Raw genomic sequence first — 26,782 nt, forward strand, 5'->3', positions numbered from 1 at the left:
AGGTTGGGAAACTGTCTTATTGGGTGATGCCGACGTGAATCACGCCGATCACCTTCTTGCCGTCCAGCACCGGGGCGGAGGCTTGCACGCCCTTGATCTGGGTGGTGGGGTCGGGCGTCAGCTTGTCGGCGGCCCAGACCTGGCCCTTGATGCCGTTGAGGTAGACGGGACGCACGGCGTTGTTGAACAGCAACGGCTTGGTGCTTGCGGCCACCAGGTTGCCTTTTTCATCGCGCACCACCAACTTGTTGATGCCGGTGTCGGCTTCCCACTTCTTGAGCAGGACGCCTGCCTTGCTGGTGGTAAAAGACTTGACGGCCGGGTCGGTGTCGGCGACGTCCTGCCATTTGGCATTGGTCATGCCGGCCAGGGCGCCGTTGGCGTTGGCCTGCTTCACGGCCTGCACGATGACCGGGTTGGCAGCCCATTCGACGAGCTTTTGCTTGTACTTGTCGACTTTGGCTTGCAGCGGGGCGGGAAAATCGGCGGCGAAAGCGGAAACGCTGGCGCAGGCAAGCAGGGTGACCAAGCCGGTTTTCAGGACAGATTTCAAGTTGAACTCCTTTTTCTTTTTGGGGTGAACTCGGCAGCACGCGATAGCGCTACCAGCGCGACCGAAAAACGCAAAGAACAGCCGCCGCAGCCATCGAGCCCATGCCTTCGTCAGGAGCATGCTCGGCAAGCCGCCCGAATTGCGTTATCGGGAATATTGATCATACAATAAAATTTCTTTGTCGCAACTTTAGTTACACGGGGTGAACTTGGGTTTCACACTTGTGCTTAAGTGAGGCTTCCAGATCCCCGCGAACCAGGGAGGCAAGCATCGACCCCATCCACTACATCGTCGTCACGATCGGCTCGGCCGGCGACCTGTTTCCCTTCCTGGCGCTGGCGCTCACCTTGCGCGCGCTGGGCCACCGCGTGAGCTTTCTCGCACCCGGGCAGCACGGCCCCTGGGTGCGCCCGACCGGACTGCCGTTCACGGGCCTGCCCGCCGACGAAGCCGTGCTGCGCGACACCGACCTATGGCATCCGACGCGCGGCTTCGGCGTCGTCGGGCGCGCGACACGGCCGGCGATGGCGCGCATCGTGCCGTTCGTCGAGGCGTTGCCGCGCGACGAGCGCTGCGTGCTGCTCGCGCATCCGCTCGCGCTGCCCGAGGCGGACCTGTGCCGGGCGGTGCAGGCGCGCAACGTCGACCAGAATCCGGACGACGGCGGCAAGGAAGACTGAACGATGACGACTTTTACGACTTTCGCGCTACGCCGGGATGCGTTCGGCAAGCTGGTATTGACGAAAGGCAAGGGCGAGGAATTCGTCGGCGTGGCGCCGGTGCGTTCCATTCCTGTGCAAGCGCCCTCGAAGGGCATCTCGCTCGTGCGCGACAGCGGCAAGGAAGTCGGCTGGATCGACGACCTCGAGACGATGCCTGCCGACATCCGCGCGCTCGTGACGGAAGAACTGGACGGCCGCGAATTCATGCCGGAAATCCTGTCGATCAAGGCCGTCTCCAGCTTCGCCACGCCGTGCACGTGGACCGTCGCGACGGACCGCGGCGACACGGAATTCGTGCTGAAAGGCGAGGAAGACATCCGCCGGCTCGGCGCGTATTCCCTCCTGATCGCGGACAGCCACGGCATCCACTTCCTCATCCGCGACATGTTCGGCATCGATAAGAGCAGCAGGAAGATTCTCGACCCGTTCCTATAAGCGTTACTGGATCTGGATCCTATTAAGCTGATCAGGCCCTCTCTGAGGAACCTGCGAAGACCGACTATGCCCGCCATCGATCCTCCACGATGACAATTCGTAATGCCGACGTCCGGGGCTCGTGTCCAGACCGATACCGTTACGCCTCGACAAGTGGAATTCGAAACAGGAGCCACGAATGACTGATTTGTTGCCGCGTTTCACAGAGAAACCCAGTGGAAAGCCAGTAGTCGGTCGCAAGAAAACGCCTTTGTTGCGTTTAGTTTGCGACGCAATCTCTTCTATTTTTTTTCCTTGTTTTTATTTTGGCTACGCAGGCGGAGACAATGTCAAAAGCAAAGATCATTGTGAAGTACCCGATAATGATTATAAAGTCAGCAAGGGCAGCTGCTCCATGTAACACGTGGTACGCACTAAGATCCTCTATGACAGGGATAGATATTTGGTCAACAGATAGTGCCATGTTTCCAAGGAAATCATATATAGTATGCATTCCTATTGCCAGCAAAAGCGAATTCCATCTAAGAGCGACGCTTGCATAAAAAATTCCGCTGATTATGATTGTTGCCATTATTGAGAAGTGGCAAAGATAAAAGATGAGTGAGGATAAAGATATGGCATATATCGGCCTCATCCTTTTTAGAAGCGATCGCAGAAGAAATTTTCTGAAAATTATTTCTTCTGAAACAGCTGCGCCAAACGCATCAATTAGAAACATTGGCCAAAGATTGTAAGGAATTAAGGATTTTATGAGAGATAATTCCTTTTCTCTGAGCCCAATGGCGAACAAAATATATAGCACAAGTGCCACATATGAAATACACAGTACACCCTGCCAAACTATACTTCGCATAGCGGTACGCCTTTCGGCGTACAGCAACAACAGCACTGAACACGTGGCTATTATTGCTAGGTTCCACGGTCCCAAATTGCCTTTTTCGATCGCAGCCCATAATTTCGCCACGAACAAAACAGGCAAAAAAAGCCAAATGTTGATTTTTTTTACATGTTCCATCTTCTCTGGATTTCCATTTGCGCCAGTTGGTTCGCTTCAGCATTCAAACTTTGCAGACGCTGCGTTAACACCGCTTTGTGCTCCTCATTCTGGGCAAGACGTAACCGCCGCTCCGTTTCGGTAATGAATGCAAGTAGAATGACAAAGGCTAAACCGGAAATCAGCCACGAGGACAATGGCTGTGCCAGATGAATCGTACCGAGCCACTGCCGCCCCGATGACGCTGTTGCTTCCCGACGGAACAATGGCGAATGCTGCCCTTCGATATTCGACATTTCTCATCTCTTGCGGTAATCGATACACGAACAAAGAAAACAGCGAAATAACTTGTGGACGCATGCGCTCCCGACCACTTGAAGGCTATACGATGAGGGTCATTGTATTTCTGATGAGAAACAAGGCGTACTTAATTGCACTGTCTCCAGGCGACTGCGGTATCCAGTTCTTCACGGTCCTATCCCACCGGCGTATTCCAAATCTTCGACGGGCGCCCGCACTTGATCGATTGCATATTCATCAGGTTGGCAGTCGAGCAGGTAGCCGAGTGCCAAGTCCCAAGTAAGCGACCGGCACGCGAAACGTGGGCAATTCTGGACAACCGATTGCGGCTCGATGTTTGCCACGCCAGCCAGCCAGCCGCACGCTTTCGCGTACAGTAGCGGCAACGCAAAGCAAGGAGGCGCCATCGATCCCACCCGCTACGTCGTCGTCACCATCGGCTCGGCCGGCGACCTGTTCCCCTTCCTCGCGCTGGCCCTCGAGCTGCGCGCGCGTGGCCACCGCGTGAGCTTTCTCGGGCCGGAGCAGCACGGTCCGTGGGTGCGTCCGACCGGACTGCCGTTCACGGGCCTGCCCGCCGACGAGGCCGTGCTGCACGATCCCGACCTGTGGCATCCCACGCGCGGCTTCGGCGTCGTCTGGCGCGCGACGCGGCCGGCGATGGCGCGCATCGTTCCGTTCGTCGAGGCGTTGCCGCACGACGAGCGCTGCGTGCTGCTCGTACACCCGCTTGCGCTGCCCGAGGCGGATCTGTGCCGGGCCGCGTACCCGGGCGCGAAGATCGCGGCGGCCTATCTCGCGCCCGCGAACCTGGTGACGGTGCACGATCCTCTGCTGGTCGGTCCGTGGCGCGTTCCATCGTGGGTGCCGCTGGCGGCGCGCCGGACCTTCTGGCGTTGGGTCGGCAGGCGCTTCATCGATCCCGTCGCGCTGGCGGACGTGAACGCGGCGCGCCTCCCGCGTGGCCTGCCGCCCGTGGCGACCTTGATGGACTGGATCGCGGCCGTGCCCGACCTGTCGTTGACGCTGTTCCCCGACTGGTTCGCGCACACGCAGCCGGACTGGCCGCGGCCGCTGGTGCGCGGCGATTTTCCGCTGTTCGATCCGCACCCCGACGCGGCGCCCGCGCCCGCACTGGATGCTTTTCTCAAGGCCGGCGCGGCGCCGCTCGTGTTCACGCATGGCACCGGCAATACGCAGGCCGCCGCGTACTTCCGCCATGCGCGCGCGGCGGCGCAGCAACTGGGCCGCCGCGCGATCTTCCTCACGCCGCACCGCGAGCAGGTACCGGCCGACCTGCCGGACACGATGTTGTGGCAGGACTACGTGCCGCTGCGCCGCCTGCTGCCGCACGCGGCGGCCCTGATCCACCATGGCGGCATCGGCACGACGGCGGAAGCCCTGCACGCGGGGACACCGCAGCTGGTCGTGCCGCTCGCGCACGACCAGTTCGACAACGCCGCGCGCGTGGCGGCGCTGGGCGTCGGCGCCGCACTGCCGGCGGCGCGGCTGGACGAAAGACGGCTCGTGCGCGCGCTGGCCGCCTTGCTGGCGGCGCCGGGACTCGCCGGGCGCACGCGGGCAGTGGCAGCACGATTCGCGCCTGTGGCGGGCGTGGACCGGATGTGCGCCGCCCTTGAAGAGCTGGCCTAACGGCACTGCAGTTCCACGGCCAGGGGCTCGGCGTGCCGATCCCGTCCGAATTCCTGTCGATGCTGCCTTACCTGGCGCCACGTACACGGGCTCGTTCGACCAGGTGAGAAAACTGTTCGCCGCCACGCCGGCCGCTTCTCGTTCAATGTGGCGAAGGGCCGCTGCGAGCATTGCGCGGGCGAGGGCTTCGTGATGGTCGAGCTGCTGTTCCTGCCGAGCGTGTACGCGCCGTGCCCCATCTGCGGCGGTGGGCACGGGGTGCCTACGCCGGCCGCGCCCACCCTACGCGCCATGCCTTTGTCTAACGTCGGTGATTGCCGGTGCAAACACAAGGAAACGCCAGGCAACGCCGCTGACTTGGCAAAAACAGGCGTTCAAACGAACGCACCGGTTTGCATGCTTGCGTTACACTTGGGATATTTTTTTCATAAGAGTAACGACCCAGCATGCCCGGTTCGAGTATCGATAGCGAGCAATTCCGCCGCATCCTGTCGCGCAACGTCGCCATGCCGCTGGGCATGGGCGTGCTCAGCGCGCTCGTGTTCGTGGGCATCATCGCCTACCTCATCAACGTCCTGAGCTGGGTCGAGCATTCCGAGCACGTGATCGGCCGTGCCAACGAGGTCAACCGGCTGTCGGCCGACATGGAAGCCGGCATGCGCGGCTACGTGATGTCTGGCGACCAGGACTTCCTGGCGCCGTACTTGACGGCCAAGCCGCGCATCGATGCCGAGCTCAAGAATCTCGGACGGCTCGTCGAGGACAACCGGGCCCAGCTGGAGCGCATCGAGCGCGTGCGGGCCGCGGAGGCGGAGTGGCAGCGCTATGCCGAGGAGATGATCGCGCGCCGCGGCAAGAACAGCGATTTCGTCGAGATCATCCAGGTCATCAAGCGCGGCCGCGGCAAGCTGCTGACGGAACAGGTGCGGAGCGAATTCCTCGAGTTCATCCAGGAAGAACAACGCATCCTGCAGGAGCGCAACGCCACGTCCCGCTCCGTGATCGCATGGTCCGTCGCCGCGTTCCTCGCGTTCAGTCTCGTCGTGGCCGGGCTGCTGGCCCTGTTCGGCCGGCGCGAGCTGATGGCGTTATCCAAGTCGTACAACGACGTGCTGCAGCACGAGGAAGATCACAACACCCAACTGCGCCAACAGGCCTGGATGCGCATCGGCCAGACGGAATTGTCCGCCAAGACGACGGGCATCATCAGCCTGGAGCCGTTGGCCGAGGTCGTGCTGAACTATGTGGCGCGCTACCTGAGCGGCGTCGTGGCCGCGATGTACGTGCGCGACGACGACGGGACGCTCACCCGCATCGGCGCCTACGGTTTCGCGCACGACGACACGGAGCGGGGCCGCGTCGTGCGGCCGAACGAATCGCTCGCCGCCCAGGCCGCCAACGAGAACCGTGTCATCACCTTGCGCGAGCTGCCGCCGGACTATATCAAGGTGGGCTCGGCCCTGGGCGAGACGGCGCCGCAGGAACTCTTGATCGCCCCCGTGTCCAACTTCGGCAAGATCAAGGGCGTCATCGAGATCGGCTTCCTGCATGCCGTGCGCGAGCGCGACGTCCAGTTCATGGAAACGATCGCCGCATCGGTCGGCGCGGCCGTCGCCAACGTCCTGCACCGCCAGCGCCTGCAGGCCGCGCTGGAAGAACAGCAGGCCCTGAACGAAGAGCTGCAGGTCCAGCAGGAAGAATTGCGCACGGCAAACGAGGAACTGGAAGAACAGTCGCGTGCGCTGGAAGAATCGCAATCGGCGCTGGAAAACCAGCAGGCCGAGCTGGAGCAGACGAACGAACAACTGGCCGAGCAGGCCGCCAACCTCGACAACAAGAACACGGCGCTGGTGCAAGCCCAGGAGCAATTGCGCGATCGGGCGCTGGAACTGGAACGAGCCAGCCGCTACAAGTCTGAATTCCTCGCGAACATGTCGCACGAGCTCAGGACGCCGCTGAACAGTTCGCTGATCCTCGCCAAGCTGCTGGCGGACAATGGCAACGGCAATTTGAACGAGGAGCAGGTCCGCTTTGCTCAGACGATCTATTCGGCTGGCAACGACCTGCTCAATCTGATCAATGACATCCTCGATATTTCCAAGGTCGAGGCCGGCAAGCTGGAGCTCGTGCCGGAAGACTTGCCGCTGCGCCGCGTCATCGAGGGCCTGGCCCGCGTGTTCGAACCGCTGGCGCGCCAGAAGCACCTGGAATTCGCGCTGAACGTCGAGCCGAACGTGCCCGCCAGCATCCACACGGACCGCCAGCGCCTGGAGCAGATCCTCAAGAACCTGCTGTCGAACGCCGTCAAGTTCACGGACAAGGGCAAGGTCGGCTTGACCGTCAGCGCGAATACGGACGGCTGGATCCAGTTCACCGTGCAGGATTCCGGCATCGGCATCGCGCCCGAGCAGCAGGAAAAAATCTTCGATGCCTTCCACCAGGCCGACGGCTCCATCGCCCGCAAATACGGCGGCACGGGCCTGGGCCTGTCCATCTCGCGCGACCTGACGGCTTTGCTGGGCGGCACGTTGACCTTGACGAGCACGCCGGGCGCGGGCAGCACGTTCACGCTCAGCCTGCCGCGCAACGGCACCGTCGCCGCGACGCCGCCCGTGTCGCCGCCGGCCCAGCCGGTCGTAGCCGCGCCCGAACCCGTGCCCGCGCCGGCCGCGGTCCAGCCGCAGGAGACGCCGCAGCCGTTCGCCGACGACCGTACCGAACCGGCCGGCGGCGTGCGCACGGTGCTCGTGATCGAGGACGAACCGGAATTCGCGCGCATCCTGTACGGCCTCGCGCACGACATGGAGTTCCGCTGCCTCGTCGCCCTGACGGCGCAGGAAGGCCTGGAACTGGCCGCGCACGACGGCCCGGACGCGATCCTGCTCGACATCCGCTTGCCGGATCGCTCGGGCCTGTCCGTGCTGCAGCAGCTCAAGGACAATCCGGCCACGCGCCACATCCCCGTCCACGTCGTGTCGAGCCAGGAGAACGGCGGCGAGGCGCTGCACTTGGGCGCGATCGGGTACGCGTTGAAACCGACGACGCGCGAACAGCTGGAAGAGGTGTTCCGCAAATTGAAGGACAAGTCGGCGCAGACCATCAAGCGCGTGCTGCTCGTCGAGGACGACGAGCGCCAGCGCGACAGCGTCGTGCAACTGATCGCCGACGCCGACGTCGAGATCGCGGCCGTCGGGTCGGGCGAGGAAGCCCTGAAGTTGTTGCGCACGCAGATTTTCGATTGCATGATCATCGACTTGAAGCTGCCCGATATGCAGGGCAATGACTTGCTCAAGCGGATGTCTCTGGAAGAACTGTGTTCGTTCCCGCCCGTCATCGTCTACACGGGCCGCAACCTGACGCGCGACGAGGAAGCGGAACTGCTGAAATACTCGCGCTCGATTATCATCAAGGGCGCGCGTTCTCCGGAGCGCCTGCTGGACGAGGTGACGCTGTTCCTGCACAAGGTGGAGTCGCAGCTGTCGTCGGAACGCCAGACGATGCTCAAGACCGTGCGCGGGCGCGACCGCGTGTTCGAGGGCCGCACGATCCTCCTCGTGGACGACGACGTGCGCAATGTGTTCGCGCTGACCAGCGCACTGGAACAACGCGGCGCCAAGGTCGAAGTGGGCCGCAACGGCTACGAGGCCATCGCCAGGCTCGACGAGCATGCGGACGCGATCGACCTCGTGCTGATGGACGTGATGATGCCGGGCATGGACGGGCTGGAAGCGACGCGCCGTATCCGCCAGGACAAGCGTTTCGCGCGCCTGCCCATCATCGCCATCACGGCGAAGGCGATGAAGGACGACCAGGAACAATGCCTGGCGGCCGGCGCCAACGACTATCTGGCCAAGCCGATCGACCTGACCCGGCTGTACTCGCTGCTGCGCGTGTGGATGCCCTCCCTGGAACGCATTTGAAAAAGACGCCGCATACCATGCACAATCCGCCGAGCGACGCCGACATCGAGTTGCGGATGCTGATCGAAGCCGTCTACCTCAAGTACAACTACGATTTCCGCGATTACACGGGCGCGTCGCAAAAACGGCGCGTCCTCGCGGCATTGCGCGCGATGGAATGCGACACGATCTCGGCCTTGCAGGCGCGCGTCATGCACGACCCGGCGGCGTTCACTCAGCTGCTGCAGTTTTTGACCATACCTGTAACGGAAATGTTCCGCGACCCGGATTATTATCTGGCTGTACGCCGGCTCGTCGTGCCGTTCCTCAAGACGTATCCGTCGCTGAACGTGTGGGTGGCCGGCTGCAGCACGGGCGAAGAAGTGTATTCGCTCGCGATCCTGCTGCACGAGGAGGGCTTGCTGGAGCGCACGCAGATGTACGCGACCGACATCAATCCGGATGCGCTGGAAGCGGCGCGGCGCGGCGTGATGCCGCTGGAAAAAATGCGCGCGTACACCGAGAATTACCAGAAGGCGGGCGGCATGCGCGCATTTTCCGACTATTACACGGCCGCGTACGGCGGCGCGCTGTTCGACCGCGCCCTGACCGAGAACGTCACGTTCGCGGACCACAGCCTGGCCACGGACAGCGTGTTCGCGGAAACGCATTTCATCAGCTGCCGCAACGTGATGATCTACTTTAACCGGCGCCTGCAGAACCGCGTGCTGGGCCTGTTCCACGACTCGCTGTGCCACCGCGGCTTCCTGGGCCTCGGCAGCAAGGAAAGCATCGACTTTTCCACGTACGCCCAACGCTTCGAGCCGCTCGCGCGGCGCGAGCGCATCTTCCGCAAGGGGGCCGCATGACAGCCGCCGCCGAGACGCTCAGGACGGCCCTGCGCGGGCGCCGCTTCGAGGCCGTCGTGATCGGCGGCTCGGCCGGTGGCGTCGACGCCCTCGTCGCCTTGCTGCCGGCGCTGCCGGCCGGCTATGCCTTGCCCGTGTTCTGCATCCTGCACCTGCCGGGCGACCGCGACAGCCGCCTGGCCGAGTTATTCGACGAGCGCCTGCCCGTGCCCGTGAAGGAAGCGGCCGACAAGGAAGAGATCGCGCCGGGTACCGTGTATTTCGCCGGTCCCGGCTACCACCTGTCCGTCGAGCGCGATCGCACTTTCTCGCTCAGCTGCGAGCCGCCGGTCCACTTCGCGCGGCCGGCCATCGACGTGCTGCTGGAGTCCAGCGCGGACACCTATGGCCCGGCCCTGGCCGCCATCCTGCTCACGGGCGCCAACGAGGACGGCGCCGACGGCATGGCGACCGTCCGCGCCCGCGGCGGCTTCACCGTCGTGCAGGACCCGCTCGATGCCCAGGTGCCCACGATGCCCGCGGCCGCCATCCGCCGTTGCAAGCCGAACCTGATACTGCCTCTGGCGCGCATCCACGCCTTGTTGCCCATGTTGGAGATGAATGAACCATGAGCGCACACGACCCTAGCAAACTGCTGATCGTCGACGACCTGCCGGAAAACCTGCGCGCCCTCGACGCCCTGATCCGCGACGACCAGCGCCTCGTGTTCCAGGCCCAGTCCGGCGAGGAAGCCCTGTCCCTGATGCTCGAACACGAGTTCGCGCTGGCCATCCTGGACGTCCAGATGCCGAGCATGGACGGTTTCGAACTGGCCGAGCTGATGCGCTCGACCTCGCGCACGCGCAACATCCCGATCGTGTTCGTGTCGGCCGCCGGCCGCGAGCTGAACTATGCCTTCAAGGGGTACGAGACGGGCGCCGTCGATTTCCTGTACAAGCCGCTGGACCCGGACGCGGTGCGCAGCAAGGTCCAGGTATTCGTCACGCTGGACCAGCAGCGGCGCGAGATGCGGCGCCAGATGGAGGCGCTGGAGGCGGCGCGGCGCGAGCAGGAAGTGCTGCTGGGCGAGCTGAACGCGACGCAGGCCGAGCTGCAGCGCTCGCTGCGCATGCGCGACGAATTCATGTCCCTCGTCGCGCACGAGCTGCGCACGCCGCTCAACACGCTGTTCCTGGAAACCCAGATGCGCAGCCTGCAACTGAAGCGCGGCAATCTCCCCGCATTCAATCCGGAGCAGATGAGCAGCATGATCAAGCGCGACGAGCGCCAGATCAAGGCCATGATCCGCCTCATCGACGACATGCTGGACGTGTCGCGCATGAAGAGCGGGACCCTGTCCATCCGGCCGGGCAAGGTCGAGCTGATGGCCTTGCTGGAGCGCGTGGTGAACGATTTGTCGCTGCAGGCCGCCGCGGCCAATGCCAACGTCGAGCTGGCGCCGCATCAGCCCGTCGAAGGCTATTGGGACGAATTTCGCATCGAGCAGGTCGTCGTCAACCTGCTGACCAATGCGCTGCGCTACGGTGGCGGCGGGGCGGTGGAGGTCAGCGTGCACGACGAAGGCTGCAACGTCCGCATCGCCGTGCGCGACCACGGCAAGGGCATCGCGCCCGATTACATCGATCGCATCTTCGAACCGTACGAGCGGGGCACGAAAAGCGGCGAGCCGAAGGGCCTCGGCCTGGGCCTGTACATCTCGCGCCAGCTCGCGATGTCGCACGGCGGCCAGCTGACGGTCGAGAGCACGCCGGGGCAGGGCGCCTGCTTCAGCCTCATCCTGCCGTGCACGGAAGCGGCCCTGCAGCCGGCTGCGGCACCCGCGTGACGATAGCTAAAATTAATTAATAAAATCTGTTCAATCAATTTCACATGGCTCGGTGTGCGAGGTATAGTACGCACCTGAGCTTTTTTTAACCCCGAAAGAGGAGTACTGCATGTCCATCATCAACACCGAAATCAAGCCGTTCAAAGCAACCGCTTACCACGCAGGCAAGTTCATCGACCTGACCGAAGCCGATTTCAAAGGCACGTGGTCGGTCCTGATGTTCTACCCGGCGGACTTCACCTTCGTCTGCCCGACCGAACTGGAAGACCTGGCTGCTTTCCAGCCGGAGTTCGACAAGATGGGCGTGAAAGTCTATGGCGTGTCGACCGACACCCACTTCGCCCACAAGGCATGGCACGACACGTCGGAAGCGATCAAGAAGGTCAACTACCCGCTGATCGGCGATCCGACCGGCCTGCTGTCGCGCAATTTCGAAGTCATGATCGAAGAAGAAGGCCTGGCCCTGCGCGGCACCTTCGTGATCAATCCGGAAGGCCAGATCAAGGTCATGGAAGTGCACGACAATGGCATCGGCCGTGATGCGTCGGAACTGCTGCGCAAGGTCAAGGCAGCCCAGTACGTCGCAGCGCACCCGGGCGAAGTCTGCCCGGCCAAGTGGACCGAAGGCGCCGCAACGCTGAAGCCGTCGCTGGACCTGGTCGGCAAGATCTGATCTGGTTGCAACCGTAATACCGTAGCGCCGTAGTACCAGGCGCGGACCGCGAGGGGCGGTCCGCGCCCGCCCCCTCCCCACGAGCCCGCGTGACCCGGGCCCGCCACCGCAAGACAGGCGATCTAACCAGTCGATCTGCCGGTCCAGATTCACTATTTAGATTTCATGTTGCATCCGCATGTGCGCTGCATCGGCCTGAACACGACTGAACGAAAGGATACGATCATGCTCGAACAAGACCTGAAAAACCAACTCGCCGGCTACCTGCAACGCGTCCAGCAACCGTTCGAGATCCATGCTTCGCTCGACGACAGCGACACCTCCCGGCAGATGCTCGACCTGTTGCAGACCATCCAGGGCCTGCGCGCCGACAAGATCACGCTGCGCACGGACGGCACCGACGCCCGCAAGCCGTCGTTCACCCTGCAACGCGCCGGGACCGGCACGAGCCTGCGCTTCGCCGGCCTGCCGCTGGGCCACGAATTCACGTCGCTCGTGCTGGCGCTGCTGTGGACGGGCGGCCACCCGCCGAAGGTCGAGCAGGACGTCATCGACACCATCAAGGGGCTCGACGGCGATTACGAATTCGACGTCTACATGTCGCTGACCTGCCATAACTGCCCGGACGTCGTGCAGGCGCTGTCGTTGATGGCCATCCTGAATCCGCGGGTGAAGACGACCGTGATCGAAGGCGGCGCGTTCCAGGCCGAAGTCGATGCGCGCAAGGTGATGGCCGTGCCGATGGTGTTCCTGAACGGCGAGATGTTCGGCTCGGGCCGCATGATGATCGAAGAGATCGTCGCCAGGCTGGACAAGGGCGCCGGCGCCCGCGACGCCGCCAAGCTGAACGCGAAGGACCCGTACGACGTGCTGATCGTCGGCGGCGGCCCGTCGGGCGCGGCGGCGGCCGTGTATGCGGCCCGCAAGGGCATCCGCACCGGCATCGCGACGGAACGCTTCGGCGGCCAGGTGAACGACACGATGTCGATCGAGAACTACATCTCCGTGCTGGAAACGGACGGACCGAAGTTCGCGGCCGCGCTGGAAGCCCAGGTGCGCCATTACGGCGTCGAGATCATGACGCAGCAGGCCGCGGCGAAGATCATCCCGCCGTCGCGCCCGGGCGAACTGGTCGAGGTGCAGTTCGCGAACGGCGGCTCGCTGAAGTCGAGCACCGTCATCCTGTCGACGGGCGCGCGCTGGAGGAACGTGAACGTGCCGGGCGAGCAGGAATACAAGAACGCCGGCGTGAACTACTGCCCGCACTGCGACGGCCCGCTGTACAAGGGCAAGCGCGTGGCCGTCATCGGCGGCGGCAACTCGGGCGTGGAAGCGGCGATCGATCTGGCCGGCATCGTCGAACACGTGACCTTGCTGGAATTCGCGCCGCAGCTGAAGGCGGACGCGGTGCTCGTCAACAAGGTCGAGAGCCTGGCCAACGTGACGATCCACGTGAACGCGCAGACGACGGAAATCACCGGCGACGGCAGCAAGGTGAACGGCATCAAGTTCAAGGACCGCATCAGCGGCGAGGAACATCACGTGCTGCTTTCCGGCGTGTTCGTCCAGATCGGCCTCGTGCCGAACACCGAGTTCCTGAAGGGGACGGTGGAACTGTCGCGCTTCGGCGAGATCGTCGTGGACGCGCACGGCCGCACCAACGTGCCGGGCGTGTTCGCGGCGGGCGACGCGACGACGACGCCGTTCAAGCAGATCGTGATCGCGGCGGGCGAGGGGGCGAAGGCGGCGTTGTCCGCGTTCGATTACCTGATCCGGATGCCGGTCGCGGTGGAAGCGGCGTAAGCTGCATGGTCCGGGCGGCGCGCCGCCCGGTATCGTCACGTGGCGCGAATGATGCGCCGGTAGAGCAGGGACTGGAAATCCTGCGTGCTGCCGAACACCATGTGGACCGTTATCTTCCGTTTGTCTTCGTCGACGTCGTACAGGAATTTGGTGTGGCGTTCGTGCGAATAAATCCGGTAGTTCGTCTTGCCGAGCGCCAGCAGTTCCGGCACGACGACGCCCATATGGGGTTGCGTCGCCAGCAAGTCCAGCTTTTCGGTGATGGCGGCGTAGCTTTCCCGGGCTGTGTCCTCCCCCCACTTGTGCATCACGTACAGCGTGTTTTCGATGATGTCTTCCTTGGCCGAGTCCAGGATGTCGACAGCGTAGGGCATGGATTACCCGGCTTTCTTCTTCCGTGCCGCGCCCCCGAAGATGGCCGCTTCCATGTCGCGCTTGGCCTGCTCCAGAGGGGTCACCTTGCCGGCGGCCTTTTCCTTCTCGCCCAGATTCACCAGTTTCAGCAGGGCATTCGTTTCCTGCGAACGGTAGTATTCTTCGAAGCTCACGCACACGAAAGCCGGGAGCCCGTTCTGGGTGATGACGACGGCCCCTGCCTCTTCCTGCAACTCCCTGGCGACATCGGCCGTGTTGGTCTTGAGGTAAGAAATCGGGCGAAAACGCTTGGCAACTTCCATGGCGGCTCCCTGTCGGGCTTGATGCTAAATTAGGACAGAATTCAGTGTATGCTTATCAGTCCTACAGGTCAACCGACAATGAAAAACACGAACAAGGCCACGCTGATCGGACTGACGGCCGTCCTGCTGTGGAGTGCCGTCGTGGGCCTGATCCGCGGCGTCAGCGACCGCCTGGGCCCGACGGGGGGCGCCGCCTCGATGTACAGCGTGGCGTCCGTGTTCCTGCTGCTGTCCGTGGGACCCGTGACACTGCGCGAATTCCCGCGCCGCTATCTGATCTGGGGCAGCCTGCTGTTCGTCAGCTACGAGCTGTGCCTGGCGCTGTCCATCGGCTATGCCGACACGGCGCGCCAGGCCATCGAGGTCGGCATGGTCAACTACCTGTGGCCGACGTTCACCATCGTCGCCGCCATCCTGTTCAACCGCCAGAAGGCCAATCTCCTGATCGTGCCGGGGTTCGTGCTGTCCATCGTCGGCATCTGCCGGGTGCTGGGCGGGGCGCAGGGCTTCGATCCCGTCGGCATGCTGCACAACGTGCGCAATAATCCGCTCAGCTATGGCCTGGCGTTCGCCGGTGCCGTGATCTGGGCCGCGTATTGCACGGTGACGGCGCGGCTCGCGGGCGGCAAGAACGGCGTGACCTGGTTCTTCGTCCTCGTGGCCGTCACGCTGTGGATCAAGTACCTGCTGCAGGGCGGCGGGCGCATGGCGTTCAGCGTGGACGCCGTCGTCTACCTGCTGCTGGCGGGCGCCGCGATGGGATTCGGCTACGGCGCGTGGAATGTCGGCATCCTGCACGGCAACGTGACGATCCTGGCCGGCGCCTCCTACTTCATTCCCGTGCTGTCCGCGGCACTGTCGGCGATGCTGCTGCGCGTGCCGCTGTCGCTGCCCTTCTGGGAGGGCGCGGCAATGGTGTGCGGCGGTGCGCTCCTCTGCTGGTTGGCGACGCGCCCCGGGCGCACCCGGCAAGCCGCCACCTAGGAGCGCTTTCCGATTTTTATTGGCTGACGAACGTGTTGATGCTGCCCGGATCGATGTACGCGGTCGCGACCCCGCCCGAGACAGTGTACTGGCCCGCATAGCCGTCGTTGTCGACCGACGTGGTGCGGTACTTCGTGAAGGCGGGGGCGGCGCTGCCGACCTGCAGCTGGAGCAGGCGCTGGGACGTGCCGTTGTTGATCGCGACCACGACCAGCTTCCCGGCGCTGCTCTTGAACGCCGTGACGTAGACGTCGGCGTACGGCTTTTCCGTCGCCGCGATGCGCACGTAGCCGGGACGCACGTATTTCGCGAACTGCGCCATGATGTAGCCGCGCTTGCTGACGTTGCCGTCCTCGGTCAACAGGCCGTACGAGCGGCGGATGTACCACCAGACGTAGGCGTTGTAGTTGGCGACCATGCTGTTGTGCAGTTCCAGCGCCACCGGCATCGCCTTCGTCCAGTCGTTCGCGTCGGACGTGCTGTCGGTGTAATGCTCCGTCATCCACACTTCCTTGCCCTTGGACCGCGCCAGCGGATAGTCGCTCGGGCTCACGCCGTACAAGTGGCCGGCGACGATGTCGAATTGCGGCGCGGCCGTCGCGCTGTTCAGGATCGGGTCCGTCAAGGTCTTGCTGAAGTTGAAGGACTCGGTCGCGATCACCTTGTACGTGCCGAAACGCGAACCCTGGCCGGCCAGGAAGTTGATGAATTCGGTCGAATTCCACAGGCAGCTCTCGTAGGTGCCCGGGTCGAAGTCCGGCTCGTTCTGGATCGAGATGCCGTAGAGCGCCGCGCCGCCGGCCTGCATGGCGCCGGCGAAATTCAGCAGGTGCGTGGCGTAGTCGCCATAGTGGCTCGTGGACAGCCGCCCGGAGATGAGGCTGTTGTTGGTCTTCATGCTTGCCGGCGGGGTCCACGGCGTCGCGAACAGGATGGCGCCCTTCGCCTTGGCGAGCTGCGCCGACGCCAGTTGCAGGGACCACTTGCTCGGATCCGGATCGATGCGCATGCGCATGATGGTCAGGCCGATCTGGCCGGGCCCCGTGCCGAAAGCGGCGTCGACCTGGGCGCCGGTCAGTTCGGGGGCCCAGCCGGCCCCGCCGAAGCCGCCGAAGCCGCGGATGGTCTGGTATGTGGTGCCTGGGTTGACGGCGACCGTCTGCGCCGACGCACAGGGGGCAAAAGCGGCAGAGGCGGCAAGGGCGCCGAGGAAGAGCGTCGTCGACGCGACGCGGCGGGTGGTGCGCGAAAAAGCATGGGGCATGAACGTCTCCGTGGTTCGGTGGGTGGCCCGGGCGCGGGCGGCCCGGGAGTTCACTGCGTGTGCTGCTTTTGCTGCGGCCCCGGTCCGGGATCGCCGGCGGGACGGGACGCGTGACGCCCGTGCCGCCGGGTGGGGCGCGAGGTCACGTCGGAAATCGGATTGCCGCGTACGCGGTCAGCGCGGGGGAAGGCAGGGCGTCGCAATCGGCGCCGGAACGGGCCGGCGGTGCGGGGCGGTGCGATACGGCATGTCTCCTCCGTGGATGGTGGGGAACCGCATTATTGTTGTTCACTGTTATTTCACAATTTTATGTTTGCGATAACAGTTTGGTTGCGCCTATCTTATGCCCCGGCTCATGCGGGATCAAACCAAAGATTATTAGCGACCATTCATTTATTGTATTTATGCTGAGCGGGCGGCCATCGCATCGCGCGCGTGGCGCCGCCGCTGGCCGTCGCGCCGCTCGTAGCGAACGGCGGGCGGCACCGGCCGCGCACCCATGCCGTCCAGGCCGAATTCCAGCGCGTGGCGCAAGCCGCGGACGGTGGCCGGCTTGGTGACGGTGGCGCTGAATGCGCGGTACAGCGGCGGGAACGGCTCCTCGTCGTCCAGCAGGAGGATCGTGGGGGTGTCGGGCGCGAGGCGGGAGAGTTCGCCCGGCAGGGCGCGGCGATCGCCGGCGGCGTGCGCGCTGGCGGTGAGGATCACGTCGAAGTGCAGCGCTCGCGTGGCGTTCAACGCCGCCTGGGCCGTCGTCGTCTCGGCCACGAGATAGCCGAGCGACTTGAGCAGCGCGGCACTGTGGCGGCGCGCGGCCGGGTCATCGTCGAATAACAGAGCGTACTTCATGGATGAGTCCTCCTGCCTCAGGTATGGCGGCCCCTTTCGTATTGTTCAACTGCTAATTTGTAACAAATATGCAACCGCTGCGGCAGCGTGTGCTGAGACGGATCAGGCGGGGAGTGATGGACGCACAGAGGCGAGCCGGCACACTGCCGGCCGCACGCTGTTCAGGCGGGCAGAGACATCCGATTGCGCCAACGCGGCGCGGCGGGGCGGCTCTGCGGCATCAATGGAAGAGCAGCAGCGGCGCTCCGACGAGCGCGTCGGTTTCGCACAGCAGCCATGTCGCGACTCCGGTGAGGGCGATATAGGCCAGGGTCCAGGCTGTCGGGAAGATGCGGATCATGATGACCTCCGAAGGCGCATGTCTGTCGAGTTGATGTCATCTTAGATCATGTGCTTCAGGGAAACTATCGGCTGGCAATCCGTCGTGTTGTAGGATTACACCTCGTCGTGTGTCGGGGTGGTCGTGGTAGCTCGTCGTAGCGATCCTACGGCGGCTGTAGGTTGCGTCCTATGGCGCATGGCCGTGCTCAGGCTTAGAGTGGGTTTATCATGACGACCCACGATCCCCGCCTTCTCCATAAAGGTGTGCTTGCGGTCCGCCGCAACACCATCCGCCGCCTGCTGCACACCGTGTTCGGCATCGACCACCTGCGCGACGGCCAGCAACGCGTGATCGACAGCGTCCTCGACGGCAGGGACACGCTGGCGATCATGCCCACCGGCAGCGGCAAGTCGCTGTGCTACCAGATCCCCGCCCGCATCCTCGATGGCATGACGGTCGTCGTCTCGCCGCTGATCTCGCTGATGAAGGACCAGCTGGAAAAGCTCGAGGCACTCGGCATTCGCGCCGAGCAGGTCAACAGCAGCCTGTCGGCCGATGAGGAGAGGGCGGCGCTGGCCGCCGTGCGCGAGGGCCGCTGCGAGATCGTGTTCTGCACGCCCGAGCGCCTCGCCATGCCCGAATTCGTCGACGTGCTCAAGGGCGTGAAGATCGATCTCGTCGTCGTCGACGAAGCCCATTGCATCTCGCAATGGGGCCACGACTTCCGCCCGGCCTATCTCGAGATGGCCGGCGCGATCGAGGCGCTGGGCCGCCCGCCCGTGCTGGCGCTGACGGCCACGGCGACCGAGGACGTCATCGAGGACATCGGCCGCCAGCTCCTCGGCCAGCATCGCCATCCGCGCATGCACGTCATCAACACGGGCATCTACCGGCCGAACCTGCAATACGGCGTCGTCCAGGTGACGAACCACGACGAGAAGCTGCGGGAGGCGCTGCGCCTCGTGCGTGAAACGAAGGGCACGGGCATCGTCTACGCGGCCACCGTCAAGGCGGCCGAGGAGATGCACCAGGTGCTGGTGGACGCGGGCGAATCCGTCGCGCTGTACCACGGCAAGCTGCACGCCGCCGAGCGCAAGGCCAACCAGGACCTGTTCATGAACGGGGAGCGCCGCGTGATGGTGGCGACGAACGCGTTCGGCATGGGCATCGACAAGGCGGACACGCGCTTCGTCATCCATTTGCAGATCCCCGCGAACCTGGAAGCGTATTACCAGGAATCCGGCCGCGCGGGCCGCGACGGCAAGGACGCCCGCTGCACCCTGCTGTTCCTGCAGGACGACAAGCGGGTGCAGCAGTTCTTCCTCGTGAAGCACTATCCGGCGGCGGACGAGATCCGCGCCGTGTACGAGGCCGTGCGCGCGCTGGCAGAAAACGAGGGCGCGACGCCGGAGCGCGTGGACGAGGTGATCGGTGACTTGGGCGGACCGCACCTGAAGGTCTGCCTGAAACTGCTGAAGGACGCGAAGCTGTTGCGCCAGAACCGCAAGCTCGCGTACGTCATCGGCAGCGCGGCGCCGGACGGCAAGCTGTTCGCGGCGATGGCCGAGGTGTACCGCCAGAAGCAGGAACGCGACAGGGAAGCGCTGGAACAGATGGTATCGTATGCCGTCAGCGGTTTCTGCCGCTGGAAGCTGCTGCTCGATTACTTCGGCGACGAGGTCGAAGGCTTCGAGAAGTGCTGCCGCTGCGACAACTGCCTGAATCCGCCGGCCGCCGTGCTGACGGAGGAAATCGACATCCGCGACGACGAATTCGACCGCGAAGAGGAAGACGAGGCGAGCGCCGGCCCCGCCTTCGACACCGGCGCGCGCGTGACGGTGCCCAAGTATGGCGAAGGCGTCGTGCTGTCCGTCGCGGGGGACCAGGTCCACATCGAATTCCCGGACGGCGAACAGCGCGCCTTCGTCGCCGAATTCGTCACGCCCGCTTGACAGGAGGGCACCGACCGCATGGGAGACATGGTCGTCGTACGCAAGGAGGGCCTGTACTGTGTGCCGGGCCAGTTCTACATCGACCCGTGGCGGCCGGTGGACCGGGCCGTCATCACCCATGCGCACGGCGACCATGCGCGCTGGGGCAGCAAGCACTATCTCGCGTCGAACCAGAGCGTCGGCATCCTGAAGTCGCGCCTCGGCCAGGACATCGACATCGAGGGCCTGGACTACGGCGCGCGCATCGTCCACAACGGCGTGACGGTCTCGCTGCACCCGGCCGGCCACGTGCTGGGGTCGAGCCAGGTCCGCATGGAGTACCAGGGCGAAGTGTGGGTCGCGTCGGGCGACTACAAGGTCGAGCCGGACGCCACCTGCGCGCCGTTCGAGGCCGTGCGCTGCCACACCTTCATCACGGAATCCACGTTCGGGCTGCCGATCTACCGCTGGGATCCGCAGCAGGACGTATTCGACGACATCAACCGCTGGTGGCGCCGCAATGCCGGCGAAGGCCGCACGAGCGTCCTGTATGCCTACGCGTTCGGCAAGGCGCAGCGGCTGCTGTGCGGGCTCGATCCGACCATCGGTCCCATCGTCTGCCACGGCGCCGTCGAGCCGTTGAACCGCATCTACCGCGCGGGCGGGGTGGCCCTGCCGCACACGCGGCTCGTCAGCGAAACGGACAAGGCGGACCTGAAGACGGCGCTCGTGCTGGCGCCGCCGTCGGCCTCGGGCTCGCCGTGGACGCGCCGCTTCGGCGATTATTCCGACGCCTTCGCCAGCGGCTGGATGCTGCTGCGCGGCGCGCGCCGCCGGCGCGGCGTCGACCGCGGCTTCGTGCTGTCCGACCATGCCGACTGGCCCGGCCTGATGGATGCGATCCACGCCACCGACGCGCACCAGGTCATCGTCACGCACGGCTCGATTCCCGTGATGGTGCGCTGGCTGTGCCAGATCGGCCTCGATGCGAAGGCGTTCGACACGGAGTACGGCGAGGAGGACGACGAAGCCGTGACGGCGACGCCGGGCGAGCCCGTGGAGGAGGCGAAGGATGCGTGAATTCGCCCGCCTGTACGCCGAACTCGACGAAACCACCGCCACCAACCGCAAGCTTGAGGCGCTGCAGAATTACTTCGCCAGCGCCGCCCCGGAAAACGCCGCGTGGGCCGTGTACTTCCTCGCGGGCGGCAAGCCGCGCCAGGCCGTGCCGAGCAAGTTGATGCGCCAGTACGCGATCGAATACGCGGGCCTGGACGACTGGCTGTTCGACGAATCGTATGCGGCCGTGGGCGACATGGCCGAGACCATCGCCCACATCCTGCCGCCGCCCAAGCGTCACGGCGACGTGGGCCTCGCCGCCTGGATGGAAGATCGCATCGGGCCCTTGCGCGGCGCCGATCCGGGCACGATCCGCGCGGCCCTGTTCTCGTACTGGGACGAGCTGACGTGGCGCGAACGCTTCCTGTTCGTGAAGCTGATCGGCGGCGGCTTTCGCGTCGGCGTGTCGAAGCTGCTCGTCACGCGCGCGCTGGCATCCATCGCCGCGGTGGATTCGAAGTTGATCGCGCAGCGCCTGATGGGCTGGACGGACGGCCGCGTCAAGCCGACGGCGGCCGGCTTCCTGCAACTGATCGCGGCGCAAACCGACGACGAGCACAAGCTGCGCGGCGGCCAGCCGTATCCGTTTTTTCTCGCGCACCAGTTGCAGGGCGACCCCGCCGCTGCTTTAGGCGATATGGGACACTGGCAGGTCGAGTGGAAGTACGACGGCATCCGCGCCCAGCTCGTGCGGCGCGGCGGCCAGAACTACCTGTGGTCGCGCGGCGAGGACCTGATCACGGAACGCTTTCCGGAGCTCGCCGGCCTCGTCCTGCCGGAGGGGACCGTCGTCGACGGCGAGGTGCTGATCTGGACGCAAGGCGACGCGCCGGCGCCGTTCGCCGACCTGCAGAAGCGCATCGGCCGCAAGACCTTGTCCGCCAAGCTGCTGGCCGAATTGCCGGCCGTGCTGCTCGCCTACGACCTGCTGGAACTGGACGGCGTCGACACGCGCGCGCTGCCCCAGCACGAGCGGCGCGCGCTGCTGGAGACGCTCGTCACGGGCGCCGCCCAGCCGCAGCTGCGGATATCTCCGCTGGTGACGGCCGACAGCTGGGACGACCTCGGCAAGCTGCGCGCGGAATCGCGGGCGCGCGGCGTCGAAGGCATGATGCTCAAGGCACGGAATGCGCAGTACGGCGTGGGCCGCACGAAGGACGTCGGTACATGGTGGAAGTGGAAGATCGATCCGTATGCCGTCGACGCGGTGCTGATCTATGCGCAGGCGGGCAGCGGCCGGCGCGCGTCGCTGTACACGGATTACACGTTCGCCGTGTGGGACGGCGAGGGCGAGGCGCGCCGGCTGGTGCCGTTCGCGAAAGCCTATTCCGGCCTGACGGACGCGGAGATCGCCCAGGTCGACAGCACGATCCGCAAGACGACGATCGAGAAGTTCGGACCCGTGCGCTCCGTGCGGCCGACGATGGTGTTCGAGATCGGCTTCGAGGGCATCGCCTTGTCGACCCGCCACAAGGCCGGCATCGCCGTGCGCTTCCCGCGCATCCTGCGCCGGCGCGACGACAAGACGGTCGAGCAGGCGGATACGCTCGATACCTTGAAAGGCTTGCTGGGAGCCGTGACGCCATGACGAAGACGCAGGCGGAAGCGGCCGTCGACGCCTGGTTCGCGGCACGCCGCTGGAAAGTCTTCCCGTTCCAGCGCGCCGTGTGGAAGGCCGCGCTGGCCGGCGAATCGGGCCTGCTGCACGCGAACACGGGCGCGGGCAAGACGTATGCCGTGTGGTTCGCCGCGCTGCTGCGGGGCGCCAGCCGCACCCGGCGCGCCAACAGGAGCCACGGCGTGGGCCTGCGCCTGCTGTGGATCACGCCGATGCGCGCGCTGGCGGCGGACACGCAGCGTTCGCTGGAAACGTCGGCGGCCGAACTGGGCGCCGCGAGCCCCGACGTCATCGGCACGTGGACCATCGGCGCGCGCACGGGCGACACGGGCGCGGCCGAGCGCGCGCGCCAGTCGAAGGCGCTGCCCGGCACATTGATCACGACGCCGGAAAGCCTGTCGCTGCTGCTGTCGCACGCGGCCGCGCGCGACCAGTTCAAGCACCTGGACATGATCGTCATCGACGAGTGGCACGAGCTGATGGGCAGCAAGCGCGGCGTGCAGGTGCAACTGGCGCTGGCGCGGCTGCGGCGCTGGAATCCGGGGCTCGTCGTGTGGGGCCTGTCGGCGACGATGGGCAATCTGGGGGAGGCGCGCGCCGTGCTGCTGGGCGATCCGGACGCCGGCGTGCTCGTCGAAGGCGACCTGAAAAAACAGATCGTCGTCGACTGCCTCGTGCCGGACAACGTGGCGCGCTTTCCGTGGGCGGGCCACCTGGGCCTGCAGATGCTGCAGCCGGTCATCCGCGAGATCGAGAACCACGAGGCGACCCTGATTTTCACGAACACGCGCTCGCAATCGGAGCTGTGGTACCAGAACCTGATCGAGGCGCGGCCGGATTGGGCCGGCCTCGTCGCGCTGCACCACGGCTCGCTCGACCGCGTCGTGCGCGAATGGGTCGAGACGGGCCTGAAGCGCGGCGACCTGAAGGCCGTCGTGTGCACGGCGAGCCTCGACCTCGGCGTCGATTTTCTGCCCGTCGAGCGCGTGCTGCAGGTCGGCAGCGCCAAGGGCATCGCGCGCCTGCTGCAGCGGGCGGGCCGCAGCGGGCACGCGCCGGGCCGCATCTCGCGCGTGACGCTCGTGCCCACGAACAGCCTCGAATTGCTGGAAGCGGCCGGCGCGAAACGGGCCGTGGCCACGCGCCGCATCGAGGCGCGGCAGGTGCCGAACAAGCCGTTCGACGTGCTCGTGCAGCACCTCGTCACCGTCGCGCTGGGCGGCGGCTTCCGGTCCGGGGACCTGTACGAGGAGGTGCAAGGCGCGTGGTCGTACCGGCACCTGACGGCCGAGGAATGGCAATGGGCGCTGGATTTCGTCGCGCGCGGCGGCCAGAGCCTGACGATCTATCCCGAGTACAAGCGCGTGCTGCCGGACGAGGAAGGCGTCTACCGCGTGCCCGACGTGAAGATCGGCCGGCGCCACCGCATGGGCATCGGCACGATCGTGTCGGACGCGCAGATGCAGGTGAAGTACGTGAGCGGCGGCCGCATCGGCAGCGTGGAGGAATCGTTCATCGGGCGCATGAAGCCGGGCGACCGTTTCCTGTTCTCCGGCCGCGTCCTGGAACTCGTGCGCGTGCACGAGATGACGGCGTTCGTGAAGCGCTCGGACTCCACGCGCGGCGCCGTGAGCCGCTGGCAGGGCACCAAGATGCCGCTGTCGTCGGAGCTCGCGCACGCGGCGCTGGAAGAGCTGAAGCTGGCGCGCGAAGGCGTGTACGACGGGCCGGAGATGCAGGCGCTGCGGCCCCTGCTGGAGATCCAGGGGCGCTGGTCGGCGCTGCCCGGCAACGACCTGCTGGTGGTGGAGAGCATGAAGAGCCGCGAAGGGTATCACCTGTTCGTCTACCCGTTCGCGGGCCGCGCCGTGCACACGGGGCTCGCGTCGCTGTTCGCGTTCCGCGTGGGGCGGATCATGCCCAGCACGTTTTCCGTCGCCGTCAACGACTACGGGTTCGAATTGCTGGCGCCGGAGGCCGTCGACTGGGCGACCGTGTTCGCGGCGGAGACGGGGGCCGACGTCGGCCTGTTCGACACGTCGCGCCTGCTGGAGGACGTGCTGGACAGCCTGAACGCGACGCAGTTGTCGCAGCAGCGCTTCCGCGAAGTGGCGCGCATCGCGGGGCTCGTGTTCCAGGGCTATCCGGGCCAGCCCAAATCGCTGCGCCAGGTGCAGGCGTCGTCGTCGCTGTTCTTCGAAGTCTTCCGCAAGCACGACAGCGGCAACCTGCTGCTCACGCAGGCCGAGCGCGAGGTGCTGGAGCAGGAGCTGGAGCTCACCCGGCTGCGCGACACGCTCGTCGAGCTGCATGGGCGCCGCGTCGCCTTCCGCGAGGTCAAGCGCGCCACGCCGTTTGGCTTTCCGCTGATGGTCGAGCGCTTCCGCGAAAAGGTCAGCACGGAAAAGCTGGCGGACCGCGTCGCGCGCATGGTGCGGGAACTGGAAAAGGCGGCCGAGGCATGACTCCCGCCGGCAGCGTGACCGTCGAAGCCGCCGGCGAACGGCTGGTGCTGCTGGCGCAGAAGGCCGTCTTCTGGCCGCGCGAACGACTGCTGGCCATCGCCGACATCCACTTCGGCAAGGCGGCCGCGTTCCGCGCGCTCGGCATCCCCGTGCCGCGCGGGACGACGAGCGAGAACCTCGACGCGCTCGACGCCCTGATCGATGCGACGGGCGCGAACCACGTGCTGTTCCTGGGCGATTTTTTGCATGCGCGCGCGGCGCACGTGGCCGGCACCCAGGCCGCGATGCTGGCGTGGCGCCGGCGCCGCTGCGATCTCATTCTCACGCTCGTGCGGGGCAACCACGACAAGCATGCGGGCGACCCGGCCGAGCTCCTTGCCATCGACCTCGTCGACGAGCCCTGGACGGTCGGACCGTTATCCTTCTGCCACCACCCGGACCTTGACGCGCCCGGCTATGTGTTGGCGGGCCACGTCCACCCAGTTTATGTCTTGGCGACACGTTTCGATGCGCTGCGGCTGCCGTGTTTCGTCCTAGGGCCGCGTCGGATGATCCTGCCGTCGTTCGGATCTTTTACCGGTGGGCACGTCGTGCATCCGGGGCCGGACGAGCGTATCTACGTTACTTCGGGGGAAGCCGTGCACAGCGTACGCTAACGCACCGAGCCCGGCGGGACCGCGGGCGTAAGCTGGTTTTATCGACAACAAGACCCGTCGGAGGACCCCATGGCAACAACCCGACAGACTTTGGCTGCGGCCGTGGTGGCCGCGCTGCCTCTGCTCTCGATGACCGTGACGACGCCCGTGCTCGCGCAGAACCACCCGCGCGCGGCCCGGCTGGCGCCGCGTATCGACGGTTTCAACGTGGACGAAGTGCGCCGCCTGGAGCCGGGCACCGAATTGAACTTCGAGCTGTACGGCACGCCGGGCGGCTATGCCACGTTGCGCATCGACGGCGCCACGCGCAACCTGACGATGACCGAAACGTCGCCGGGCACGTACCAGGGCACGTACACGATCGGCACGCACGACCGCATCGGTCCCGCCAGCACCGTCACCGCGAACCTGCGCGCGAACGACATGGTGACGACCCGGCTGCTGGCCGAATCGATCGTGCGCGGCCCCGACCGCGTCGACCGCACCGCGTCCAACATGCCGCATGTCGACCGTTTCGACGTGCGCGGCAGCGACGACCTGGGGCCGGGCAACGAGCTGAAATTCACCGTGCACGGCACGCCGGGCGCCAAGGTCGAAGTGCAGATCGCCGGCACGCGCGGCATCTTTTTCCTGCCGGAAGTGCGGCCGGGCGAATACAGCGGCCTGTACACGATCCGCCGCGGCGACCAGATCGCACCGGACGCGCCCGTCACGGCCACGATCCGCGCCAACGGCCGTTACTCGACGGCCTCGCTGGGACAACCGCTGATTGCGGGCGGCAATGGGCAGGGCATCCGGCCGCCGGGCAGCCAGCCGCGTGTGGCGCGCTACTGCACGAATTGCGCGACGGTGGAAGCCGTCAACGTCGTGCAGGTCGGCGGCGACGGCAACTACCTGGGCACGGGCGCCGGCGCCGTCGTGGGCGGATTGATCGGCAACCAGGTGGGCAGCGGCAGCGGACGTACGGCCGCCACCGTGGCCGGCGCCGTGGGCGGTGCGATCGCGGGCCGCGAGATCGAGCGCAATGCCCACACGAGCCAGCGCTACGAAGTGGTCGTGCGCTACGCGAACGGCGCCACGCAAACCATCCCGTACGAAAACAATCCGGGCTTCCGCGTCGGCGACCGGGTGAAGGTCAGCGATGGCGTGCTGATCCGCGACTGAGCCTCGC

Annotated in this window: 23 protein-coding genes and 2 pseudogenes; 18 read left to right on the forward strand and 7 right to left on the reverse strand. The window is 65.4% G+C overall.

All coding sequences use genetic code 11. From position 1 onward, the window contains the following. Positions 1-16 precede the first annotated feature (16 nt). Positions 17-553, reverse strand: a complete 537-nt coding sequence (locus tag ISF28_RS08960; RefSeq protein WP_198116816.1) for a hypothetical protein — start codon at positions 551-553, stop codon at positions 17-19. Positions 554-774: 221 nt separating this feature from the next. On the opposite strand from ISF28_RS08960, the gene ISF28_RS08965 reads away from it, so the two are divergent. From ISF28_RS08965 to ISF28_RS30425, 3 genes are all read left to right on the forward strand, one after another. Continuing rightward, positions 775-1,233, forward strand: coding sequence for a glycosyltransferase (locus ISF28_RS08965; RefSeq protein ID WP_229518958.1), 459 nt, complete (start codon positions 775-777; stop codon positions 1,231-1,233). Between the two features lie 3 nt (positions 1,234-1,236). Beyond that, on the forward strand, positions 1,237-1,710 hold the full coding sequence (locus ISF28_RS08970; RefSeq protein ID WP_198116817.1) for a cyanophycin metabolism-associated DUF1854 family protein: 474 nt from the start codon (positions 1,237-1,239) through the stop codon (positions 1,708-1,710). Positions 1,711-1,888: 178 nt separating this feature from the next. Beyond that, the gene (locus ISF28_RS30425) at positions 1,889-2,110 is read left to right on the forward strand and encodes a hypothetical protein (protein ID WP_229518959.1); all 222 of its coding nucleotides are present in this window, start codon (positions 1,889-1,891) and stop codon (positions 2,108-2,110) included. A gap of 81 nt (positions 2,111-2,191) precedes the next feature. On the opposite strand, the pseudogene ISF28_RS31160 reads toward ISF28_RS30425, so the two are convergent. Beyond that, a pseudogene (locus tag ISF28_RS31160) lies at positions 2,192-2,725 on the reverse strand (CPBP family intramembrane glutamic endopeptidase); the annotation flags it as partial. Next, the gene (locus ISF28_RS08980; protein ID WP_198116819.1) at positions 2,713-3,000 is read right to left on the reverse strand and encodes a hypothetical protein; all 288 of its coding nucleotides are present in this window, start codon (positions 2,998-3,000) and stop codon (positions 2,713-2,715) included. The pseudogene ISF28_RS31160 and the gene ISF28_RS08980, both read right to left, overlap by 13 nt. Positions 3,001-3,337: 337 nt before the next feature. On the opposite strand from ISF28_RS08980, the gene ISF28_RS08985 reads away from it, so the two are divergent. From ISF28_RS08985 to ahpF, 8 genes and pseudogenes are all read left to right on the forward strand, one after another. After that, positions 3,338-4,657, forward strand: a complete 1,320-nt coding sequence (locus ISF28_RS08985) for a glycosyltransferase (protein WP_198116820.1) — start codon at positions 3,338-3,340, stop codon at positions 4,655-4,657. Positions 4,658-4,733: 76 nt separating this feature from the next. Next, positions 4,734-4,906 (forward strand): annotated as a pseudogene (locus ISF28_RS08990) (ATP-binding cassette domain-containing protein); the annotation flags it as partial. Between the two features lie 197 nt (positions 4,907-5,103). Further along, a complete protein-coding gene (locus ISF28_RS08995) occupies positions 5,104-8,577 on the forward strand; it encodes a response regulator (protein WP_198116821.1) in 3,474 nt (1,157 codons plus the stop codon). Between the two features lie 17 nt (positions 8,578-8,594). Continuing rightward, positions 8,595-9,425: a CheR family methyltransferase gene (locus tag ISF28_RS09000; RefSeq protein WP_198116822.1), complete on the forward strand. Its 831-nt coding sequence runs from the start codon at positions 8,595-8,597 to the stop codon at positions 9,423-9,425. Beyond that, complete coding sequence (locus tag ISF28_RS09005; RefSeq protein WP_198116823.1) at positions 9,422-10,036, forward strand: chemotaxis protein CheB; 615 nt, start codon at positions 9,422-9,424, stop codon at positions 10,034-10,036. The genes ISF28_RS09000 and ISF28_RS09005 overlap by 4 nt, the downstream gene beginning before the upstream one ends. Next, complete coding sequence (locus ISF28_RS09010; RefSeq protein ID WP_198116824.1) at positions 10,033-11,250, forward strand: hybrid sensor histidine kinase/response regulator; 1,218 nt, start codon at positions 10,033-10,035, stop codon at positions 11,248-11,250. The genes ISF28_RS09005 and ISF28_RS09010 overlap by 4 nt, the downstream gene beginning before the upstream one ends. Before the next feature lie 109 nt (positions 11,251-11,359). Further along, entirely contained in the window at positions 11,360-11,923 is a 564-nt protein-coding gene (ahpC, locus tag ISF28_RS09015) for an alkyl hydroperoxide reductase subunit C (RefSeq protein WP_198116825.1), read from the forward strand. 225 nt (positions 11,924-12,148) lie between these two features. Next, positions 12,149-13,726 (forward strand): alkyl hydroperoxide reductase subunit F, encoded by a 1,578-nt coding sequence (ahpF, locus tag ISF28_RS09020; protein WP_198116826.1) that lies wholly within the window; start codon positions 12,149-12,151, stop codon positions 13,724-13,726. 35 nt (positions 13,727-13,761) lie between these two features. Here the strand turns inward: ahpF and ISF28_RS09025 are convergent, their stop codons facing one another. After that, positions 13,762-14,100 (reverse strand): type II toxin-antitoxin system RelE/ParE family toxin, encoded by a 339-nt coding sequence (locus ISF28_RS09025; protein WP_198116827.1) that lies wholly within the window; start codon positions 14,098-14,100, stop codon positions 13,762-13,764. Positions 14,101-14,103: 3 nt separating this feature from the next. Further along, entirely contained in the window at positions 14,104-14,403 is a 300-nt protein-coding gene (locus tag ISF28_RS09030) for a type II toxin-antitoxin system Phd/YefM family antitoxin (protein ID WP_198116828.1), read from the reverse strand. Between the two features lie 78 nt (positions 14,404-14,481). Here ISF28_RS09030 and yddG point away from each other — a divergent pair, with 78 nt between their 5' ends. Next, positions 14,482-15,387, forward strand: a complete 906-nt coding sequence (gene yddG / locus ISF28_RS09035; RefSeq protein ID WP_198116829.1) for an aromatic amino acid DMT transporter YddG — start codon at positions 14,482-14,484, stop codon at positions 15,385-15,387. Between the two features lie 16 nt (positions 15,388-15,403). Here yddG and ISF28_RS09040 read toward each other — a convergent pair whose 3' ends face one another. Both ISF28_RS09040 and ISF28_RS09045 read right to left on the reverse strand, forming a co-directional pair. Next, entirely contained in the window at positions 15,404-16,651 is a 1,248-nt protein-coding gene (locus ISF28_RS09040; RefSeq protein ID WP_198116830.1) for a glycoside hydrolase family 30 beta sandwich domain-containing protein, read from the reverse strand. 402 nt (positions 16,652-17,053) lie between these two features. After that, a complete protein-coding gene (locus ISF28_RS09045; protein ID WP_198116831.1) occupies positions 17,054-17,500 on the reverse strand; it encodes a response regulator in 447 nt (148 codons plus the stop codon). A gap of 549 nt (positions 17,501-18,049) precedes the next feature. Between ISF28_RS09045 and ISF28_RS09050 the strand changes: the two genes are divergently transcribed. The 6 genes from ISF28_RS09050 to ISF28_RS09075 all read left to right on the forward strand — a co-directional run bounded on the left by ISF28_RS09050 (position 18,050) and on the right by ISF28_RS09075 (position 26,775). Continuing rightward, the gene (locus tag ISF28_RS09050) at positions 18,050-19,774 is read left to right on the forward strand and encodes a RecQ family ATP-dependent DNA helicase (protein WP_198116832.1); all 1,725 of its coding nucleotides are present in this window, start codon (positions 18,050-18,052) and stop codon (positions 19,772-19,774) included. A gap of 18 nt (positions 19,775-19,792) precedes the next feature. Beyond that, positions 19,793-20,833: a ligase-associated DNA damage response exonuclease gene (locus ISF28_RS09055; RefSeq protein WP_198116833.1), complete on the forward strand. Its 1,041-nt coding sequence runs from the start codon at positions 19,793-19,795 to the stop codon at positions 20,831-20,833. After that, on the forward strand, positions 20,826-22,460 hold the full coding sequence (locus ISF28_RS09060; protein ID WP_198116834.1) for an ATP-dependent DNA ligase: 1,635 nt from the start codon (positions 20,826-20,828) through the stop codon (positions 22,458-22,460). Before ISF28_RS09055 ends, ISF28_RS09060 begins: the two co-directional genes overlap by 8 nt. Continuing rightward, entirely contained in the window at positions 22,457-24,955 is a 2,499-nt protein-coding gene (locus tag ISF28_RS09065) for a ligase-associated DNA damage response DEXH box helicase (RefSeq protein ID WP_198116835.1), read from the forward strand. The genes ISF28_RS09060 and ISF28_RS09065 overlap by 4 nt, the downstream gene beginning before the upstream one ends. Next, positions 24,952-25,611, forward strand: coding sequence for a ligase-associated DNA damage response endonuclease PdeM (gene pdeM / locus ISF28_RS09070; protein ID WP_198116836.1), 660 nt, complete (start codon positions 24,952-24,954; stop codon positions 25,609-25,611). The genes ISF28_RS09065 and pdeM overlap by 4 nt, the downstream gene beginning before the upstream one ends. 69 nt (positions 25,612-25,680) lie before the next feature. Then, positions 25,681-26,775: a glycine zipper 2TM domain-containing protein gene (locus tag ISF28_RS09075; protein WP_198116837.1), complete on the forward strand. Its 1,095-nt coding sequence runs from the start codon at positions 25,681-25,683 to the stop codon at positions 26,773-26,775. Positions 26,776-26,782 lie beyond the last annotated feature (7 nt).

The sequence above is a fragment of the Massilia rhizosphaerae genome (genome assembly GCF_016093545.1).
GTDB lineage: Bacteria > Pseudomonadota > Gammaproteobacteria > Burkholderiales > Burkholderiaceae_D > Telluria > Telluria rhizosphaerae.

What these genes read in the sequence shown, in the direction of transcription:
- ISF28_RS08970 (WP_198116817.1), top strand. Translation starts at nt 1,237, where the DNA reads ATGACGACTTTTACGACTTTCGCGCTACGCCGGGATGCGTTCGGCAAG.
- ISF28_RS30425 (WP_229518959.1), top strand. Translation starts at nt 1,889, where the DNA reads ATGACTGATTTGTTGCCGCGTTTCACAGAGAAACCCAGTGGAAAGCCA.
- ISF28_RS08980 (WP_198116819.1), bottom strand. Translation starts at nt 3,000, where the DNA reads ATGTCGAATATCGAAGGGCAGCATTCGCCATTGTTCCGTCGGGAAGCA.
- ISF28_RS08985 (WP_198116820.1), top strand. Translation starts at nt 3,338, where the DNA reads ATGTTTGCCACGCCAGCCAGCCAGCCGCACGCTTTCGCGTACAGTAGC.
- ISF28_RS08995 (WP_198116821.1), top strand. Translation starts at nt 5,104, where the DNA reads ATGCCCGGTTCGAGTATCGATAGCGAGCAATTCCGCCGCATCCTGTCG.
- ISF28_RS09000 (WP_198116822.1), top strand. Translation starts at nt 8,595, where the DNA reads ATGCACAATCCGCCGAGCGACGCCGACATCGAGTTGCGGATGCTGATC.
- ISF28_RS09005 (WP_198116823.1), top strand. Translation starts at nt 9,422, where the DNA reads ATGACAGCCGCCGCCGAGACGCTCAGGACGGCCCTGCGCGGGCGCCGC.
- ISF28_RS09010 (WP_198116824.1), top strand. Translation starts at nt 10,033, where the DNA reads ATGAGCGCACACGACCCTAGCAAACTGCTGATCGTCGACGACCTGCCG.
- ahpC (WP_198116825.1), top strand. Translation starts at nt 11,360, where the DNA reads ATGTCCATCATCAACACCGAAATCAAGCCGTTCAAAGCAACCGCTTAC.
- ahpF (WP_198116826.1), top strand. Translation starts at nt 12,149, where the DNA reads ATGCTCGAACAAGACCTGAAAAACCAACTCGCCGGCTACCTGCAACGC.
- ISF28_RS09025 (WP_198116827.1), bottom strand. Translation starts at nt 14,100, where the DNA reads ATGCCCTACGCTGTCGACATCCTGGACTCGGCCAAGGAAGACATCATC.
- ISF28_RS09030 (WP_198116828.1), bottom strand. Translation starts at nt 14,403, where the DNA reads ATGGAAGTTGCCAAGCGTTTTCGCCCGATTTCTTACCTCAAGACCAAC.
- yddG (WP_198116829.1), top strand. Translation starts at nt 14,482, where the DNA reads ATGAAAAACACGAACAAGGCCACGCTGATCGGACTGACGGCCGTCCTG.
- ISF28_RS09040 (WP_198116830.1), bottom strand. Translation starts at nt 16,651, where the DNA reads ATGCCCCATGCTTTTTCGCGCACCACCCGCCGCGTCGCGTCGACGACG.
- ISF28_RS09045 (WP_198116831.1), bottom strand. Translation starts at nt 17,500, where the DNA reads ATGAAGTACGCTCTGTTATTCGACGATGACCCGGCCGCGCGCCGCCAC.
- ISF28_RS09050 (WP_198116832.1), top strand. Translation starts at nt 18,050, where the DNA reads ATGACGACCCACGATCCCCGCCTTCTCCATAAAGGTGTGCTTGCGGTC.
- ISF28_RS09055 (WP_198116833.1), top strand. Translation starts at nt 19,793, where the DNA reads ATGGGAGACATGGTCGTCGTACGCAAGGAGGGCCTGTACTGTGTGCCG.
- ISF28_RS09060 (WP_198116834.1), top strand. Translation starts at nt 20,826, where the DNA reads ATGCGTGAATTCGCCCGCCTGTACGCCGAACTCGACGAAACCACCGCC.
- ISF28_RS09065 (WP_198116835.1), top strand. Translation starts at nt 22,457, where the DNA reads ATGACGAAGACGCAGGCGGAAGCGGCCGTCGACGCCTGGTTCGCGGCA.
- pdeM (WP_198116836.1), top strand. Translation starts at nt 24,952, where the DNA reads ATGACTCCCGCCGGCAGCGTGACCGTCGAAGCCGCCGGCGAACGGCTG.
- ISF28_RS09075 (WP_198116837.1), top strand. Translation starts at nt 25,681, where the DNA reads ATGGCAACAACCCGACAGACTTTGGCTGCGGCCGTGGTGGCCGCGCTG.